The 16,284-nt window shown below is 35.6% G+C and carries 17 protein-coding genes; 6 read left to right on the top strand and 11 right to left on the bottom strand.

Going from position 1 to position 16,284, the window contains the following annotated elements:
* Positions 1–9: 9 nt before the first annotated feature.
* The 8 genes from J2Y38_RS19670 to J2Y38_RS19635 form a co-directional block, all read right to left on the bottom strand.
* The gene (locus tag J2Y38_RS19670) at positions 10–1,029 is read right to left on the bottom strand and encodes a heme-binding protein (protein ID WP_309845918.1); all 1,020 of its coding nucleotides are present in this window, start codon (positions 1,027–1,029) and stop codon (positions 10–12) included.
* Between the two features lie 56 nt (positions 1,030–1,085).
* Positions 1,086–1,448: a putative quinol monooxygenase gene (locus J2Y38_RS19665; RefSeq protein WP_053472730.1), complete on the bottom strand. Its 363-nt coding sequence runs from the start codon at positions 1,446–1,448 to the stop codon at positions 1,086–1,088.
* A 92-nt stretch (positions 1,449–1,540) separates the two neighbouring features.
* Entirely contained in the window at positions 1,541–2,818 is a 1,278-nt protein-coding gene (locus J2Y38_RS19660) for a ferritin-like protein (protein WP_309845912.1), read from the bottom strand.
* A 5-nt stretch (positions 2,819–2,823) separates the two neighbouring features.
* Positions 2,824–4,704 (bottom strand): GMC family oxidoreductase, encoded by a 1,881-nt coding sequence (locus tag J2Y38_RS19655; protein ID WP_309845909.1) that lies wholly within the window; start codon positions 4,702–4,704, stop codon positions 2,824–2,826.
* A 15-nt stretch (positions 4,705–4,719) separates the two neighbouring features.
* Positions 4,720–5,142, bottom strand: a complete 423-nt coding sequence (locus J2Y38_RS19650) for a sugar dehydrogenase complex small subunit (protein WP_309845904.1) — start codon at positions 5,140–5,142, stop codon at positions 4,720–4,722.
* A gap of 545 nt (positions 5,143–5,687) precedes the next feature.
* The gene (locus J2Y38_RS19645) at positions 5,688–6,929 is read right to left on the bottom strand and encodes an MFS transporter (RefSeq protein WP_309845902.1); all 1,242 of its coding nucleotides are present in this window, start codon (positions 6,927–6,929) and stop codon (positions 5,688–5,690) included.
* 7 nt (positions 6,930–6,936) lie between these two features.
* Positions 6,937–7,146 carry a hypothetical protein gene (locus J2Y38_RS19640; protein WP_309845899.1) on the bottom strand — a complete coding sequence of 70 codons (210 nt, stop codon included), beginning with the start codon at positions 7,144–7,146 and terminating at the stop codon, positions 6,937–6,939.
* Positions 7,147–7,156: 10 nt separating this feature from the next.
* Entirely contained in the window at positions 7,157–7,750 is a 594-nt protein-coding gene (locus J2Y38_RS19635) for a TetR/AcrR family transcriptional regulator (protein WP_309845897.1), read from the bottom strand.
* A gap of 211 nt (positions 7,751–7,961) precedes the next feature.
* On the opposite strand from J2Y38_RS19635, the gene J2Y38_RS19630 reads away from it, so the two are divergent.
* The 5 genes from J2Y38_RS19630 (at position 7,962) to J2Y38_RS19610 (ending at position 13,452) form a co-directional block, all read left to right on the top strand.
* The gene (locus tag J2Y38_RS19630) at positions 7,962–8,363 is read left to right on the top strand and encodes a DoxX family protein (protein ID WP_291148069.1); all 402 of its coding nucleotides are present in this window, start codon (positions 7,962–7,964) and stop codon (positions 8,361–8,363) included.
* A 242-nt stretch (positions 8,364–8,605) separates the two neighbouring features.
* On the top strand, positions 8,606–8,941 hold the full coding sequence (locus J2Y38_RS19625; RefSeq protein WP_234984771.1) for a hypothetical protein: 336 nt from the start codon (positions 8,606–8,608) through the stop codon (positions 8,939–8,941).
* Positions 8,942–9,039: 98 nt separating this feature from the next.
* A complete protein-coding gene (locus J2Y38_RS19620) occupies positions 9,040–10,695 on the top strand; it encodes an ABC transporter ATP-binding protein (protein ID WP_309845896.1) in 1,656 nt (551 codons plus the stop codon).
* 2 nt (positions 10,696–10,697) lie between these two features.
* Positions 10,698–12,056, top strand: a complete 1,359-nt coding sequence (locus J2Y38_RS19615) for a biotin/lipoyl-binding protein (RefSeq protein ID WP_309845893.1) — start codon at positions 10,698–10,700, stop codon at positions 12,054–12,056.
* The gene (locus J2Y38_RS19610; protein ID WP_309845890.1) at positions 12,037–13,452 is read left to right on the top strand and encodes a TolC family protein; all 1,416 of its coding nucleotides are present in this window, start codon (positions 12,037–12,039) and stop codon (positions 13,450–13,452) included. Before J2Y38_RS19615 ends, J2Y38_RS19610 begins: the two co-directional genes overlap by 20 nt.
* Before the next feature lie 253 nt (positions 13,453–13,705).
* On the opposite strand, the gene J2Y38_RS19605 is transcribed toward J2Y38_RS19610, so the two are convergent.
* Complete coding sequence (locus J2Y38_RS19605) at positions 13,706–14,581, bottom strand: NAD(P)H-binding protein (RefSeq protein ID WP_309845887.1); 876 nt, start codon at positions 14,579–14,581, stop codon at positions 13,706–13,708.
* 80 nt (positions 14,582–14,661) lie between these two features.
* Here J2Y38_RS19605 and J2Y38_RS19600 point away from each other — a divergent pair, with 80 nt between their 5' ends.
* Complete coding sequence (locus tag J2Y38_RS19600; protein ID WP_309845884.1) at positions 14,662–15,024, top strand: helix-turn-helix domain-containing protein; 363 nt, start codon at positions 14,662–14,664, stop codon at positions 15,022–15,024.
* A gap of 101 nt (positions 15,025–15,125) precedes the next feature.
* On the opposite strand, the gene J2Y38_RS19595 is transcribed toward J2Y38_RS19600, so the two are convergent.
* Positions 15,126–15,515, bottom strand: a complete 390-nt coding sequence (locus J2Y38_RS19595) for a RidA family protein (protein ID WP_309846047.1) — start codon at positions 15,513–15,515, stop codon at positions 15,126–15,128.
* A gap of 175 nt (positions 15,516–15,690) precedes the next feature.
* Entirely contained in the window at positions 15,691–16,254 is a 564-nt protein-coding gene (locus J2Y38_RS19590; protein ID WP_309845883.1) for a Crp/Fnr family transcriptional regulator, read from the bottom strand.
* Between the last annotated feature and the right edge of the window lie 30 nt (positions 16,255–16,284).

Raw genomic sequence — 16,284 nt, 5'->3', positions numbered from 1 at the left:
CTTCAGAATTTATTCCTGAAGACGAAGTGTTGCTACTGAAATATGAGGCCATTTAATTTCTACAACGCTTCCATCTGGGGCAAAAACGGGGAAATCAAGGATTACGGTTTGTGTATACTGCAATTGAAGGAAAGAAGTTCCGTCTGCATTTTCAACAGTTTCGATCCAAAAAATTGCTGAAAGGCTGTTTGCATTGGCATTTACATTTACAAACGGAATGTTTGTAATTCCGCCAACAGGAGCTGTTGCGCCTGGAGTTGCTACGCCGTCTATTGGGTTTGCATCTAAAAAGATCACAACAGTTTTAGTAATGTTTTGTCCTTTAATGGCATTTTCCAAAAGAATATTCGGGTTCATAATTACTTCTTTTGGAATTCCCGGAGGCGGAACTGCATTTACCAATTGTGATAAATACGTTTCGCTGGTATCGTTTACTCTTTTTCCGTTTACGATAAAAAATGGAGTAGGATCTGCCACTTCAAATTGTGGCGGGCCGTTTACGGTAAAAAATGTTCCCTGAGCTAAAATTGAATCTCCATGTGGAATTGAACCTAATCTGGCGATACTGGGTTGTACCGCCGGATCAGTGCCACTTGGAAGATTTAAGAATAATCCCGTTTCTAAATGAATTCCGTTTTGACCGCTTGGAAGATTTACATCGTCTACCTGTTGTAAATAATGTAAGCCTTGAAATGCGATATCAGATTGTGCATTTCCACGGTTGATAATATCACCTCCAATAGAATTGAAAGTAAAAGTTTCTGCCGTTGAGTTTAATATGATTTTGAATTTATCAGCCGGCGGCGGACCCGGTTTTGCCTGATTCATATTTGGAACTTCAATTAAATTGAACCCCGGACCAACCCAGGTTCCTACTAATGTTTCTAATACACCAAGATCAACTGGTGCAGTTGTTACAGCTTCGGCTTTAAATTTTGATTTAAGTCCTTTGTTAACTGGTTTTGCTTCTAGCTTTTCTAAACCTGACAGGTTCAGGTTTGCTAACGGATTATTTTGTTGTGATGCCATTTTATTTTTTTTGAATTGATTTTGTTTTTTTGATGGGTTTATTTTTTCTTAGGATTTTAAAGTGCTTTTCGACTAAATCCCTGAATCTGAAATAATACTTCAGTGGTCATGAAAACATTTGGCGGCGTACTAAAATCGCTTAGAAATAAATCGCCGTAAGTTTTTACAAATTCAGTAAATATGGGACCGTTCACATGTTTAAAAAATGCGTCTTGGTTTTCATAAACTTCCCAAAAAATAACCTGACCCTGTGGCGGAGTCGGAAGGCTTTTTTGGTTGAAATCCGGAACGTGAACCATATACAATAAAGTTTCCGGTTCGTTTTCCTGAACATCTTTTGCCAGTTGAATCAAAGCTGTTTTTGCTTTTTCTTCATTTCCGGGCAAAATGGTCCATTTTGCTTCAAGTGGGTAATACATAGTTTTTTGAATTATTAGTTATGAATTATGAGTTATAGCCATTGCCATTGAAATTGCGATTGCTATTGTCATTACCATTGAAATTGCCATTTTTATACTGCTACATATTCAAATGTTGGCCCTGCACATTCACCATTTTCAAGCGGAATGTTTAGCAATTCCAGCGCTTTGTATTTAAGTTCATACATTACTGTAATTCCTTTAATAAGAAGTTCAGGTTCACCGCTCACTGCATCGTTAATTCCGTTTAGGAGCTGTACATATACTCTGTTGAAGTCTTTTGCTTTTTCCAGTAATTCAGGATTTTTTTCATAATCTTTCATTTTTGGATTCGCTTTCATGTTATAAACTGATGACCAGCTTACCGTAAAAGGTTTTCCTGTTGGGATACTTTTTACAGGCATTTGAAAATTGGTGTCATTCGCACTGTACATTCTTCCAAAACAGATTTCCTGAAACTTGAAATAGTGTGCGTATTCAATATCTTCTCCAAATAAAACCTGCTCCGTTGCAATAGTTCCGTCGATACCTTCACCTTGACCTACAATTTCTCCAATTGCTTCTTCAGCATCTTCATAATTTACAACTTTTGTGATTTTACCGCCGCTTCCGTAGTAATGTTCAGCAGTAATTTGACGGCTTGGATCTCCAATGAAAATACCATTCTTTGTTTTTTTCTTTGCTTCTTCATTTAAACGAAGTAAACCGTAACGAATCGCTTCATAAAACTGCCCAATACTATCAAAGTTTTTGGTAATAGGCGCTTTAGGATCAGAAGGTCTTTCGATTGTAGAAAATTCATCTAATGCTTCTCTGGAGAATTTTAAAAGATGAACTTCAAACGGAGGCGAACCTTTTGGAACTTCAGGAACAATGCCTCCCGGAAGCGGAGTAGGGTAGTTTGGAATAATATCTTTTACATTAAAAAGTTTATCTCCTTTTTTTATTGTTTTTGGATCTGTAATCGCGTTTAAAATATTGGATACCAAAACCATGTGCAGCATTTCTTCAACCACAACACTTCTAATAAGAGCTGCCGCTTCGACATTACTACCTTCTTTAATCGTGTAAAGTCCGCATAAATAAGGAGGAATTGTTGAAAGCTCTAATTTTAAAGCGGTTCTAAGAGAGTCCTGAAGATGTTTCAAATCTTTGATGTAATTTTTTACATCTCTTTTAGACATTTTCAATGATGTTTTCAAGGTGCTTTTTTGGGCTATTGCAGGCGCATCGATATTGAATTCATTATCAGCAATAAAGGCATTATCTGTAGCAACGGAGTAAACCTCTTCGTTAATATCCAGATCGGCAATTGGTTTAATTAGCTTTTGACGATTTGGATTGTTCTTTTGAAATAATTTATTTTCCATAATAGTTATTGTTCAAGTTGTTGAAGGATAGCTTCTGCCGCTTTAAAAGTTAGGGCAGACATAGTTAGAGTTGGGTTTGAAGTTCCTAGAGTCGGCATATTTCCGCAGCCAACCAAGTACAAGTTTTCGTGATCCCACGTACGCATATTGGCATCGACTACAGAATCTTCTTTTGAGAATCCCATTCTGTGTGTTCCTACAATGTGTCCTGCACCAGCAAAAGTGTAACCCTTGCCTTTGTAAGTCACATAATCAGCATCCGAAGCCGGATTGTATGAAGTAAAATCTTCGATACCACATTGACTGAACAATTGCTCAGAAACAATTCCTGATGCTTCAAAAGCTTTCAGCATATATTCTGTCGCTTTATAATAAATTATAGGTCTGTAATTGCCAATATTATCTTTGTATTGAGGATCAATTCTTACACGGTTTTCAGGATCCGGAGCCTGTTCGCATTCAAAATGAGTAAAGAATTGTCTCGTAACCAGATTTTCGATTTTAGCGCGAAGTTCTTTTCCAATAATACCTTCATTTACTGCATTAATAACATCTGTTGCAGGTGAACCAGTTGGCCATGCCCAGCCCCAGTTGTCCAGTGGTAAAATCCAGGCGGCATGATTTTTACGAAATTCTCCATCTCTAAAAGTTGGAATGTTAGAAGTAGAACCCGGACCACGATAAGGGTAAATAGGATCTTTTGCTAATCCCCATCTTAAAACCGTCATGTGATCCATTAAATTACGCCCCACCTGATCGCTGCTGTTTGCTGCTCCTGATGCTAATAATAATTTAGCATTTTCAATCGCGCTGCAGGCCATTACATACAATGTTCCTTTTGCAGTATGGGTCTCGTATGAAGAAGAACTTCCTTTAACGTACGTCTTGTATTCAACGCCGTTAATCCAGTTTGAAGTTTCGTTGATTAACAATCGGGAAGCAACGGCTTGTGTTTTTACGACAAGATTTCCCATGTCGCATTTTCTGAATGTTTTTAAGGCATTGTATTTTGCCTGAACCGGACAAATAGGTACACAGCTCGCATTTCCTTCGCAGCGCTGACCTGTATATTGATCCCAGTTTGCGCCAACCGGATCATATTCTCCGGGTTGATTTTTGATAATATCTAATTTTTTTGAACCTGGATTCCATTCAACGCCGCCAATATTGTAATCAAGATTCGGAATTGAATTTCGTCCTTGCGGAGTACTGATACAAGTTAATTTATAGTCTTTACCATTAAGTTTAATGTTATTGTTCTTATCAATTACCTTTTTCATTACGCCGTCAAGGTAACTCGTTGGAATACCTTTCATTGGAAACACGTAATCTTTACCAAAAATGTTTTTTTGTTCGATAGGATAATGCTGATCTTCTACATTTCCTGAAACACCAATTTCATTTTCGGCCATTTGATAATATCGGGACATATCTTCATACTTAATTGGCCAGTCTACACCAACGCCGTATTTAGATTTCATTACAAAATCGTTTGGCAGCATTCTAAGTGTGGTTCCAAGCCAGTGTAAAGTTGTTCCTCCAGGTGCTCTCGTATTATCACTTGCAAAAGGAAGCGGTCCCATTTGTACCAAATAACCTTTTGTTGAAGGTCCGTTTTTTGGGATTTTCTGAATATCAAGAACATTAATTGAAGGCGCATCTTTGATATTCGGGTAAGGTGCATTCGGAACTTTTGCAGAAGCATTATAAAACGTATTAAGATAATCCTGATAGTTTTTATAATTAGCATCCTGATCCATTGCCATACCTGCAGAAAGACCTGCTTCGAGCATTAAAACTTTTTTACCTGCATTGGTAAGAACCTTTGCTATTATTGATCCGGCAATACCAGAACCAACAATTACTACATCATAATTATTTTCCATTTGATTACCTTTTTGTTATGAATTTTTTACTGTAAGAGGACGTTCTGCCCATGAGCCGTAACCAGGTTGTTTTGCTCCCGGCGGATGTGTATGCGCAGCATTCCACATAAGGCCCTGAATGTAAGAAGCTGATGATACTACATCGTTGCCCCAATTTCCTGTATACCAAAGGATAATGATGTTTTTTGCCAATCCGTTGTAAGCAGAAGCAGCCATAAATTGTGAGGCTAAAGCAGCTTCAATGTTTTTTTTGGATTTGTCATTTAAAAGCACATGAACATCCAGAAAGAAGTAATCGATGTCTTGTTTGTCTGTGTTTTTCAGGATCGTGTTGTAGTAGGTTTCCAGCATTCCGGTGGCTTTAAGTTCAGTTTTACTGAAACCGGTTAGAAGCGCCGAAACCTCTAAAAAGAGTTTTGTGTGGGAATTAGGTTCCATGGTGTTAGTTTTTTGGGAATTAAAGGGTTAAACATTTTTTTGTTAATTAGTTTTTGATGTAACATGTTTAAGTCCAATATGCTAACGTTGTACCTTGAGTATAGATGCGATGATACCTCCAGAAGTAAAGACAGGCTTGTACAATTGGCTGTTTCAGCAAGTTTTGAAGCATAAGTATTAGTAGCATTACTTTGCTTCGACACAGTAGTATTAGTTTTGATATTGAGCCTTGTTTTTTCTACTAAAATTACTGGAGATATAAAACGGCTATTGATAAATTGACACAGGAGTAGGATTTTATGTCATAAAAGCGATAATTTTTGGTATTAAAACTTTTATAATGTTAGATTAGATGTTAAAAATTTGAAAAATTAACATTAGCTTAAAGATTATAACATATTGAAATTGAGTTTTCTATACTGTTTTAATTAGTATCGGATGTAAAATGAGTTTTTATTCTGTTCAGTTATAAGCATAAAAAAACTCCCAAATTGCTTTGGGAGTCTTTATTTGAGAATTTTTTTATTCTGAGAATAAAATCAAGATTAAAGTTTATTCGTTTTGGTATCAACAATTTTACTTACTCTAAATACTAAAAAGATAGTAAGTAACATAATTCCAGAAGCAGTCATCGCCAGAATATCATAATGTTCTAACGGTGCATAACTGTCTTTTTGATAAATGATTAATCCGGCAATTACAGCACCAAAACCTCCGGCCATTTGCTGTAAAGACGAGTTAATACTCATAAACGCACCACGATCCTGCGGATCTGGAATAGCAGAAGTTAAAGTCGTTGACGGAACCATTCTGCTCATAATTGTTGCCATCATCAGTACATTAATCACCAATACAATCCAAAATGGAGTTGGGCCAAACTGAGCATAAATATTGATTAGAATCACGGCAGATACGGTAGCAAATGCAAAGATTTTAAATTTATTTACTCTATCACTTAGTTTACCAATAAACGGCATTGTAATTAAAGTAGCAATTCCGGTAATCATGAATAATAGAGGTAACTGCTCATTAGTTACTTTAAGGTTGTTGATAGCAAACGCACTACCAAAAGGCATCATCATAAAACCTCCAATAGAAAGCAGGGCAGTAGCTAAAAAACCAACCTGATAGTTCTTCTTAGAAATAGTATGATACAAATGCATCAAAGCTGTTTTCTCTTGTTTTAAATGTAAATGCTCTGTAACCGGCTTTAATTTTACATATAAAATCATGGTAATAATGGCCGCCATTGCTGCAATCCATAAAAATGGAACATGCCATCCCCATGCATTTGCAATATATAAACCAATTGGGATTCCAAGAACCTGACTAACGCCAAATCCCATTTGAATAAATCCCATTACTTTTCCTCTTTGCTGCAAGCTGAATAAATCAGCAACAATGGCAAGAGAGATCGAACCAATTACACCACCAAATAATCCGGTGAAAACGCGTGCTGCAACTAACAGAAAAAAGTTAGGAGCAAGGGCACAGAATAAAGTCCCGATCGTGAACCCGATGTAAAAGAAAAGTAACAATTTTTTTCGGTCAAATTTATCTGCAAAACCAGCCGTTAGCAATCCGGAAATCCCGGCACTAAAAGCATAAGCAGAAACGGCAATACCAAATTGAGAAGCCGTAATATTTAAGGTTTTAATCATAATATCCCCAAGCGGCGACATTACCATAAAATCAAGCACAACTGTAAATTGTGTCATGGCTAAAAGAAATATAACCAGTTTTTGATAGCCATTAAAACTGGGTGCGATAGTTTGTTTTTCGTTCATATAATTATTATAGTTCTTTGCAGTCAAAATTATGAAAATTCAATAAATCAATAATTTGGGCTGCGTTTAGTTTTTCGCTTATAATTCTCAATACACAATCAATATCTTCCTGATCAATAGACCATTGCAGGATAGATTTGTTTGCATTTAAAAATGTTGCGATTTTGTTTTTACTTGTCTCTGTTTTTATATTAGTGGCGAATATCAATACATTCATAACATAAAATTTAAGGTGTTAATGCCTTTATCACGAGTCTAAAAGCTTCTTGTTGTATTTCATTTGTTAATTGAAATGGAGTGCTGCCTCCAAGTCCTTTACCTTTTTCATGAAAACGCAGCAAGTTGTACAACGGGCCATAAGCAATACTCCAGAATACCTCCTTTGATACTGGTACTATTTCTTTTCTTTCAATTGCCCGATGCAAAAACTTCGTCATGATTTCTTTGAGTTCCATCAAACTTTCGTTAACGATATGTTCGCCATAATTAGAATTTTGGAGAATTTCCCAGCAGGCAATTTTATCAGTGTTTTTCAGCATAAACTCTGATCGGTTTTCCCATTGCTTTGCAAGACCTTCTACAAAAGGCATATCTGGCGAGAAATCTTTAAGCGAACTTTTAAAGAAGTAAGTGCCCATTTCAGTTCCAATTTTTTTAATCAGATCTTCCTTGTCGGCATAATAAATATAAAGCGTCGCTACAGAAATCCCGCACTCTTTTGCAAGTTTGTTCATTGTAAAGCCTTCGATGCCATACTTTACAATCATTTCTATAGTTTTTTCTTTAACTAATTCTTCTTTATTAATATCTCTTGTTCTCAAAATGAAAAGGATTTTATTGAATTGACTCTGCAAAGATATAATAATAAATGAACGTTTATTCATTTATGAAAAATATTTTTCAAAATATTCAAAAAAACACCAAAAGTTGCTTCCAAATTTAATTTTACTATTTTTACTCTTAGCAGCTATCATACTCAATAATTATTTGGTATGAAATACTGAATTGTTTTATTAACCTAATTATTTAAAAATGAGAAAAAACAACGATTTTGGTTTGTTAATACTTCGTATTACAATTGGATTTTTAATGCTTTTGCATGGTATTTCAAAATTTAAAGGCGGATTAGATTTCATCAGTGGAATGCTTGTTGAAAAAGGACTTCCGGGTTTCTTTGCCTATGGCGTTATCATAGGCGAAATTTTGGCACCAATCTTAATTATAATTGGTTTTAGAACCAGAATTGCTGCTTTGATATTAGCTTTCAACTGTTTAGTGGCAGTTTTAATGGCACACAGTCAGGATATTTTTAAATTAAGTGATCACGGAGGTTGGGAATTAGACCTTCTGGGGTTATATTTCTTTACGGCAATTGCATTGTTTTTTACCGGAGGAGGAAAATTTGCTGCTTCAAAAAGCAATAAATGGGACTAAAAAACTCATTAAAATATAAAATTATAAAGCGGCTGTTGAGCCGCTTTTTTTATGATTTTATTAGTAAGAAAGTCAGTAAAATCAAAGGCTGATAATAATTTGAATTCTAATGTTATTCTAATGTAGCGACGAAAATTTAGTTTTAACTTGCGCCTTGAAATTTATTTTTTACTATGCTTAACAAAATTAAAAATAGCCTTTTATGTAAATGCCTTCAGGCGTTACTAATCGGCTATTTTTTAATGAGCAGTATTAATGTTTCAGCAACTTTTAGTAGAATTATAAAAGAAAATACAGAAACTCATTCGGTTAAAGGAATAGCGTGTACTCTTTTGAAGAAAATCTTTAAGTGTGACGGAATCCCAGAAGAACTGGACGATTATGAAACAAAAGATACGAAGACCACAAAACTTGCAAAAGGAATTGTGTTATTAGAATATCTGGTTCCTTTAGATGCGTCTGTACCGGGATTTTATTTTCAAAATAACCTTAAAGGAAAAAATTATATAGACAATCCAATTTTCTCGTTTGGATTTCACGGCAAGATACATTTGCCGCCTCCACGATTTGTAATATAAGTATTTAGTTTTGATTGGATTATGATATTTTTTGTAATCCTTAATGCGATATTTTTCGTAAATTAACATCTATTAATCTTGTATTTATATATAAATCCATGACACCTTTAAAACGTTTTTACAACTTACTTGCGTTAGACAAACGTGACGTATACCAAATTATATTTTATGCCGCTTTTGCGGGTTTGGTAAACCTTTCCCTGCCTTTAGGAATTCAGGCGATTATTAATTTTATTCAAAGCGGACAGCTTAGTGTTTCGTGGATTGTGCTGGTTTTTTTGGTTACAATTGGAGTTGGCTTTGGCGGAATTCTAACCATTCTTCAGCTGCGAATTGTAGAAAATCTGCAGCAGCGAATTTTCGTGCGTTCGTCTTTTGAATTTGCTTACAGACTGCCTTTAATTAAGTTTAAAGAAATGTATTCTGAATACGCGCCGGAAAAAGCCAACCGATTTTTTGATACACTTATGGTTCAAAAAGGAACAGCAAAATTATTACTGGACTTTTGTACTGCCTTTTTGCAGGTTGGTTTGGGGATTATTTTACTGGTTTTGTACCATTCCTTTTTTACCGTAATCGGACTTTTATTTGTTGTTATTCTGTATGTCATTTTTAAATTTTCTTATAAAGATGGTTTAGAAACAAGTCTTAACGAATCAAAGTTTAAGTATAAAGTTGCGGCCTGGCTTCAGGAAATTGCACGTAATCGTGAAAGTTTCCGCAGAAAAGGCGGCTTCGATTATGCATTAGACAGAAATGACGGCTATGTAAGTCATTATGTCAATTACCGCGAAAAACACTTTCAGGTAATGAAAAAACAATACATTCAGCTTACTATTTTTAAAGTAATTGTTACAGCTGCTCTTTTGTCGATTGGTGGTTTTCTGGTAATTCACCATCAAATGAACATTGGGCAGTTTGTGGCAGCTGAAATTGTAATTGTATTGCTGATCAATTCCGTAGAAAAAATAATCTTCGGACTGGAATCTTTTTACGATGTGTTGACATCTTTAGAAAAAATTGGTCAGGTTACCGATATGGAAATTTCATGTATTCCAAAAACATCTGCCGTAACCGAAACCGGAATTACAATCGAGACCGAAAGTATTGCTTACAATTATCCGGAACACAATAAAAAATCACTTAAAAATATTAACCTGAAAATAAATCAGGGCGAAAAGATCATTTTAAGAGGAACAAACGGCGCCGGAAAAAGTACTTTATTAAGATTACTTGCCGGATTGCTGGAACCAGAAGGCGGCGCCATGTATGTGACCGATAATTTCATGAACCGTTTAGACGAAGACACTTACAGAGCACAATCTGGAACACTTTTGCAGGGCGATACGCTTTTTGAGGGAACAATTAAGGAAAACATTCTTTTTGGAAATGAAACCATAAATAATGACGATTTAAAATGGGCTTTAGATAATGTGTGTTTAACGCCTTATATAAAAACTTTTCCGAACGGACTGGAACATCAGATTCATCCTGGAGGACGCGAACTTTCTGCTTCAGATGTACAAAAGATTCTTTTGGCGAGAAGTATTGTGACCAAACCTAATATATTATTCCTTGAAGATCCGGTTGATAAAATGGACGAACTAACGTCGGGTAAAATTGTTGACTTTTTACTTGCCGAAGAAAATGACTGGACGGTAATTGTTACTTCTAAAAATGATATCTGGAAGAACAAATGCAGCCGTATGATTACGATTGACGATGGAAAAATTATTAACGACATAAAGCTTTAATCATGCTTAATATATCTAAAGATAATAACGTACTTATAACGCCGGGAAAATACAAATCGATTACCGCCGTTGCCCGCAGACCGCACTATAAAATTTTAAACCGAGTAATTGTTGGATTTTTAATTTTCTGCATTGCCTGTCTTTTTCTTCCGTGGACACAAAATATTTCCGGAAGTGGTTCTGTTACAACCTTAAAACCAGATCAAAGACCACAGACTGTTCACAATGCTATTGCCGGAAGAATCGAAAAATGGTATGTACAGGAAGGAGATTATGTAAAAAAAGGAGACACAATTTTGTTTATTTCTGAAACCAAAGAAGATTATTTAGATCCGAATTTAGTTGGAAATACAAAAGATCAGGTTGATGCCAAAAAAATGGCTGTAGAATCGTATGCGGATAAAGTAAGTTCGCTTAACGTTCAGGCACAATCGCTTAATACCGAAAGAGAATTGAAACTGCAGCAGGCTCAAAATAAAATCAAGCAAGCCCAGCTGAAAATTAAAAGTGACAGCATGGATCTTGAAGCGGTAAAAACGCAGTTAAGAATCGCAAAAACACAATTTGACCGTTCGACTGCATTAAATAAAGAAGGCTTAAAACCACTTACAGATGTAGAACAAAAACGTTTAAAACTGCAAGAATCTGAAGCGTATATTATTACACAGCAAAATAAACTTTTGAGCAGTAAAAACGAATTGATAAACGCAAGAGTAGAAATAAGCCGCATCACTGCTGAATATTCTGAAAAAATATCAAAATCAAGAAGCGATAAATTCACCGCTTTAAGCACGCAATACGATACAAAAGCTCAGGTAAATAAACTGGAAAATCAATACATAAATTACAGTATTAGAAATGGTTTGTATTACATAACAGCTCCGCAAAGCGGATATGTAAACCGTGCTTTACTGGCCGGACTTGGTGAAACAATTAAAGAAGGAACGCCAATTATCAGCATTATGCCGGCAAGTTATGATATTGCGGTAGAAACTTATGTAGATCCTATCGATCTTCCGCTGGTGCATCGTGGTGCAAAAGTGCGTGTTTGGTTTGACGGATGGCCAAGAATTGTATTTTCTGGATGGCCGGGATTGTCCTACGGAACTTTTGGCGGCAAGGTAGTGGCAATTGAAAATTTTATTAGTGCCAATGGAAAATACAGGGTTTTGATTTCGCCAGATGGAAACAAAGATGAAAAATGGCCGAAAGAATTAAGCATTGGAGCAGGAGCGCAAAGTATTGCTTTATTAGAAACGGTTTCGGTTTGGTATGAAATATGGCGAAACTTAAATGGATTTCCGCCAAATTATTATAAGTCAGATGAAAAGGAGGCAAAAAATGGGAAAGACAAAAAATAAATTTAAGACTATAGTTCGACTGTTTTCTCTTTTATTTTTATTCGGTTTTTCAGCTTATAGTCAGGATTTTAATAAAGAAGAATTGAGTTACAGCGAATATTTAGGATATGTAAAAAAATACCATCCGCTGGTAAAACAGGCCAATCTTGAAATTAGCAATGCGCAGGCAGCGTTGATGCTAGCGCGTGGTGGTTTTGATCCGAAAATTGAAGTCGATTACAATAAAAAAGAATTTAAAGGAACAGAATATTATTCGCTTTTAAACAGTAGTTTTAAAATCCCGACTTGGTACGGAATCGAAATTAAAGCCGGATTTGACGATACAGACGGACAATATTATAATCCGCAGAATCGTACGCCGGATAATGGATTGACTTCTTTAGGAGTCAGCGTGGCGTTGGGGCAGGGAATGTTCATCAACCAAAGAATGGCTGATATTAGAGAAGGAAAACTGCAGTTAAAATTAAGCGATGCACAGCGAAAACTGAGAGCCATTGAGGTTTTGTATAAAGCAAGCGAAGCCTATTTTGAATGGAGAAAAAGCTATAATGAAGCTGAGCTTTATAAGCGATATCTTGGTTTTGCCAGTACACGTTTTACAGGTGTAAAAAAACTGATTGAACTTGGTGATTCTCCTGCAATTGACAGCGTTGAAGCCGGAATTACAGTTAGAAACCGGGAATTAAATGTTGAAAACGCAAATCTAAAATTAGCAAAAGCAAAATTGTATTTGTCTAATTATTTATGGCTTGAAAATGTGCCTGTTGAATTGGGAGATATGGTGAAACCGGAAGAAAATCTAATTCTGACTTTAGAAGAAACCCTAAAAACAGATGCGATGATGGTCAATGTGGAAACGTTAGATACGCATCCCAAAATTCAGGCTTTAGAAACTAAAATGTCAATGCTGGAAGTGAACAGACAATTGAAAGCTAATTCGCTTCTTCCCAAATTAAATGTGGGTTACAATTATATTTCTGAACCTTCTTATTTTGATTCTTTTAATGCCGATGATTATAAATTTAATATAGATTTCAGCATTCCAATTTTTTTGAGAAAGGAGCGAGGAAGTCTGAAAATGGCAAAACTTAAAATTCAGGATTTAAAATTTGATATCGAACAGCAGAGACTGGAATTGAAAAACAAAATAAAAGCACAGCAAACTGAAATTGCTTCTTTAAAAAGGCAGAAAAATGTTATCGACAATTTGGTAAAAGATTATGTAACGATGCTGAATTCTGAAGAGAAGTTATTTTCCTTCGGCGAAAGCTCGATCTTTTTACTTAATTCGAGAGAGAATAATTTGGTAAGCGCAAAACTGTCTCAAATTAGTATTGAAAATCAGTTTTACATTTCAAATGCTGAGTTGTATAAAATATTGGCTAATCCCGATTAATTTGAATTTCATGTTATCATTCCGTAGGAATGTTTCGTTGGTAGAAAAATAATGCCCAACGACATGTTTACGTTCCGTAGGAACGTTTGAGATGTTGGATTATTGAAAAAATGTCAAAATCAAACGTTCCTACGGAACGTAAACAATAATGACAATATATGTTTTCTACCAATGAAATGTTCCTACGGAACAAAGAACACATAAAATAAAAGGGATTGTTTCGATTTTTGAGACAATCCCTTTTATTTTCTAATTAAAATTTACTGGCAAATTCTTTCGCAAAATCTTCCAGTTTTATTTTTCCGTCAACAGAAGCATTGCTTGATAAGAAATGTTCAATGATTTTTCCACTTCTTAAACCAGTTCCCATTTCGGCATAAAGATTAGCAATTTCTTCCGGAATTCCTGCTTGTGCCATTCCTCCAAGAGCTTGTTCATCTGTAAATTCGACCCACGGTAATTCTGGTTTTGCAATTGCAGTACCCAACACTTTTGCTGCTTCACCAGGTTTACGAACATCACTGATAATATATCGGATATTTTTTCCTGCCGGAGTCTGCTGTAATTCTTCGGCGACAGCCTGAGCAATATCTACCGGATGCACAAACGGAATTGTTATATCTGCTGGATAATTTGAACCAATAATTCCAGCTCCCTGAATCATCGGAACATCATTATAAAAATTAGTGAAGAAGAAACCTGCTCTTAAAAAAGTTACAGAAGTATTTAATTCCTTATATATTTCTTCAATTTTATGAAGCCCGGCAATTGGACCAGTTCCGTTTGGTAAATGAGCACCAATACTGCTTAACATTACTACTCTTTTTATTTTAGCTTCTTCAATTGCTTTTGCAAAAGATCTACCAGCGTTTTCAGTATTCGCAATAACATTTGCTCCGCCTAAATTTGGAGGTGTCATGGCAAAAATGGCATCTGCACCTTTTAATGTTTCCAATAGAAATGCAGCATCGCTTACAGAACCTAATGCAGCTTTTGCGCCAAGATTTTCGATTGCTGTTTTTCTGTCAGCATTACTGCTTATTACGATTACGTCGTGACCAGCAGCGACAAGTTTTGTTGTTAATGGTTTTCCTATGTTCCCTAAAGAACCTGTTACTATAATTTTCATATATATAATTTTTTTTATTACAGTTACAAAGGTATCTTTGTACTTACTTTTATACAAGTACTTACCCTATAGTATGTATCATGACAGCAATTAAAGAATCATCGACAATTCAGGAAAATAAGCAGTATGCACTGGAAAAATGCCCAGTTACGTTTGTAATGGAAAAAATAGGCGGTTACTGGAAACCTATTATTCTTTGGCATTTATCAAGCGGAACAAAACGTTACAGCGAATTAAAAAGAGAAATTCCTGCCGTGACAGAAAAAATGCTTATTCAGCATTTAAAACAATTAGAAGCAGATGGTCTTGTGATTCGGGAAGCAAAACCTGTTGTTCCGCCTTTTGTAACTTACAGACTCAGCAATGCCGGACAAGGTTTACTGCCTGTTATTCAAGCAATGGCAGATTGGGCTTTTAAAGTTAAGGATGGAGATTTTTTGTAAGATTCTAAGTTTTTTAGTCGCAAAGGTGCAGAGTTGCAAAGGTTCAAAGGTTTTAGAAAAATCTTAGCATCTCAGAACCTTAGCAACTTAGCAACTAAAAATTACTTAACCACCGTCACTTCCAATTCTATCTTAACGGTTTCAAAAAGGCTTTTTACTTCCATCAAAGTTGTGGCTTGTTGAATGTTGTGTTTTGCAATCCATTCCTGCAGAATATTGAAGTGAGGCCAAAGCTCGGAAGTTGCAGTTGTGTAAATCGTTAATCTCACGATACCACTGCATTCGTAACCTGCTTCGGTGATTACTTGTTCCAGATTTTGGATCGCCAGTTTTAACTGTGATTCCATGTTTTCGTTGCTTGAAATTCCTTCGGCGTTTATAGCAGTCTGCCCGGAAACATATAATGTTCCCTGCGGATTTTTTACTTCAACTGCCTGATTATAACTACGCTCGTTTTGCCATTTCCACGGATTGATAACTCTTTTTTCCATTTGATTTCCTTTTTTAGTTTGTGCCAATATTGGCATTGTTGCGATTAATAATAATCCTAAAAGTTTTGTTGTTGTTTTCACGATTACAGTTTAAAATTTATACTGCAAAATTGAAAATAACTTGTGGAAACAGGTCTTGACATTTGTCACGATTATAATGTGCGAAATGTCACATTTACGAAGATAATCGGCTTAAGGTTTCGCGCGAAACGCCTAAATAAGAAGCGATAAGACTTTTAGGAATGCGCTGAAAAAGAGAAGGGTATTGTTTTAAAAGCTGCTCGTAACGTTCTTTGGGGTTAGAAGTCATCCAGTAAAGAATACGACGCTGTGAGGCAAGAAAACCAAAGTTGGCCTTTTCAAGAAGAAAGCGCAGCATTTTTGGGGAATTATCGCATAGATCTTTATAATCTTCCAAAGTAAAACAAAGCACTTCTGTATCTTCCAGACATTCTAAAGACATGGTTGCTTTGGTTTGAGTGAAAAAAGCATAATAATCGCTTTCCCACCAATCTTCCATAGCAAAAGAAGCAATATGCTGTTTTAGGGATTCATCGGTGTAAACCAATTTTAAAAGTCCGGAAATGACAAAATAAGCATATTTTACATCATCGCCTTCCTGAATTAAAAACTGATGTTTTTTAAATTTTTTGGTGATAAAATGCTGGCTGATAAATGAAAATTCTTCATCTGTCAGCTTTATTATTTTTTCGATATGTTCCCGAAGTTTTTCCTGCATGTTATGGTCAAAGATATTTAAATTTTTCGA

The organism is Flavobacterium sp. 2755 (assembly GCF_031455715.1).
In the GTDB taxonomy this organism is placed as follows: Bacteria; Bacteroidota; Bacteroidia; order Flavobacteriales; family Flavobacteriaceae; genus Flavobacterium.
Note: the sequence above shows the minus strand (reverse complement) of the source record. Positions and strands in the feature narration are given on the sequence as shown.

Bases quoted from the DNA above. Each gene is read 5' to 3' on its own strand.
- J2Y38_RS19670 (WP_309845918.1), bottom strand. From the start codon at position 1,029: ATGGCATCACAACAAAATAATCCGTTAGCAAACCTGAACCTGTCAGGT.
- J2Y38_RS19665 (WP_053472730.1), bottom strand. From the start codon at position 1,448: ATGTATTACCCACTTGAAGCAAAATGGACCATTTTGCCCGGAAATGAA.
- J2Y38_RS19660 (WP_309845912.1), bottom strand. From the start codon at position 2,818: ATGGAAAATAAATTATTTCAAAAGAACAATCCAAATCGTCAAAAGCTA.
- J2Y38_RS19655 (WP_309845909.1), bottom strand. From the start codon at position 4,704: ATGGAAAATAATTATGATGTAGTAATTGTTGGTTCTGGTATTGCCGGA.
- J2Y38_RS19650 (WP_309845904.1), bottom strand. From the start codon at position 5,142: ATGGAACCTAATTCCCACACAAAACTCTTTTTAGAGGTTTCGGCGCTT.
- J2Y38_RS19645 (WP_309845902.1), bottom strand. From the start codon at position 6,929: ATGAACGAAAAACAAACTATCGCACCCAGTTTTAATGGCTATCAAAAA.
- J2Y38_RS19640 (WP_309845899.1), bottom strand. From the start codon at position 7,146: ATGAATGTATTGATATTCGCCACTAATATAAAAACAGAGACAAGTAAA.
- J2Y38_RS19630 (WP_291148069.1), top strand. From the start codon at position 7,962: ATGAGAAAAAACAACGATTTTGGTTTGTTAATACTTCGTATTACAATT.
- J2Y38_RS19625 (WP_234984771.1), top strand. From the start codon at position 8,606: ATGAGCAGTATTAATGTTTCAGCAACTTTTAGTAGAATTATAAAAGAA.
- J2Y38_RS19620 (WP_309845896.1), top strand. From the start codon at position 9,040: ATGACACCTTTAAAACGTTTTTACAACTTACTTGCGTTAGACAAACGT.
- J2Y38_RS19615 (WP_309845893.1), top strand. From the start codon at position 10,698: ATGCTTAATATATCTAAAGATAATAACGTACTTATAACGCCGGGAAAA.
- J2Y38_RS19610 (WP_309845890.1), top strand. From the start codon at position 12,037: ATGGGAAAGACAAAAAATAAATTTAAGACTATAGTTCGACTGTTTTCT.
- J2Y38_RS19605 (WP_309845887.1), bottom strand. From the start codon at position 14,581: ATGAAAATTATAGTAACAGGTTCTTTAGGGAACATAGGAAAACCATTA.
- J2Y38_RS19600 (WP_309845884.1), top strand. From the start codon at position 14,662: ATGACAGCAATTAAAGAATCATCGACAATTCAGGAAAATAAGCAGTAT.
- J2Y38_RS19595 (WP_309846047.1), bottom strand. From the start codon at position 15,515: ATGGAAAAAAGAGTTATCAATCCGTGGAAATGGCAAAACGAGCGTAGT.
- J2Y38_RS19590 (WP_309845883.1), bottom strand. From the start codon at position 16,254: ATGCAGGAAAAACTTCGGGAACATATCGAAAAAATAATAAAGCTGACA.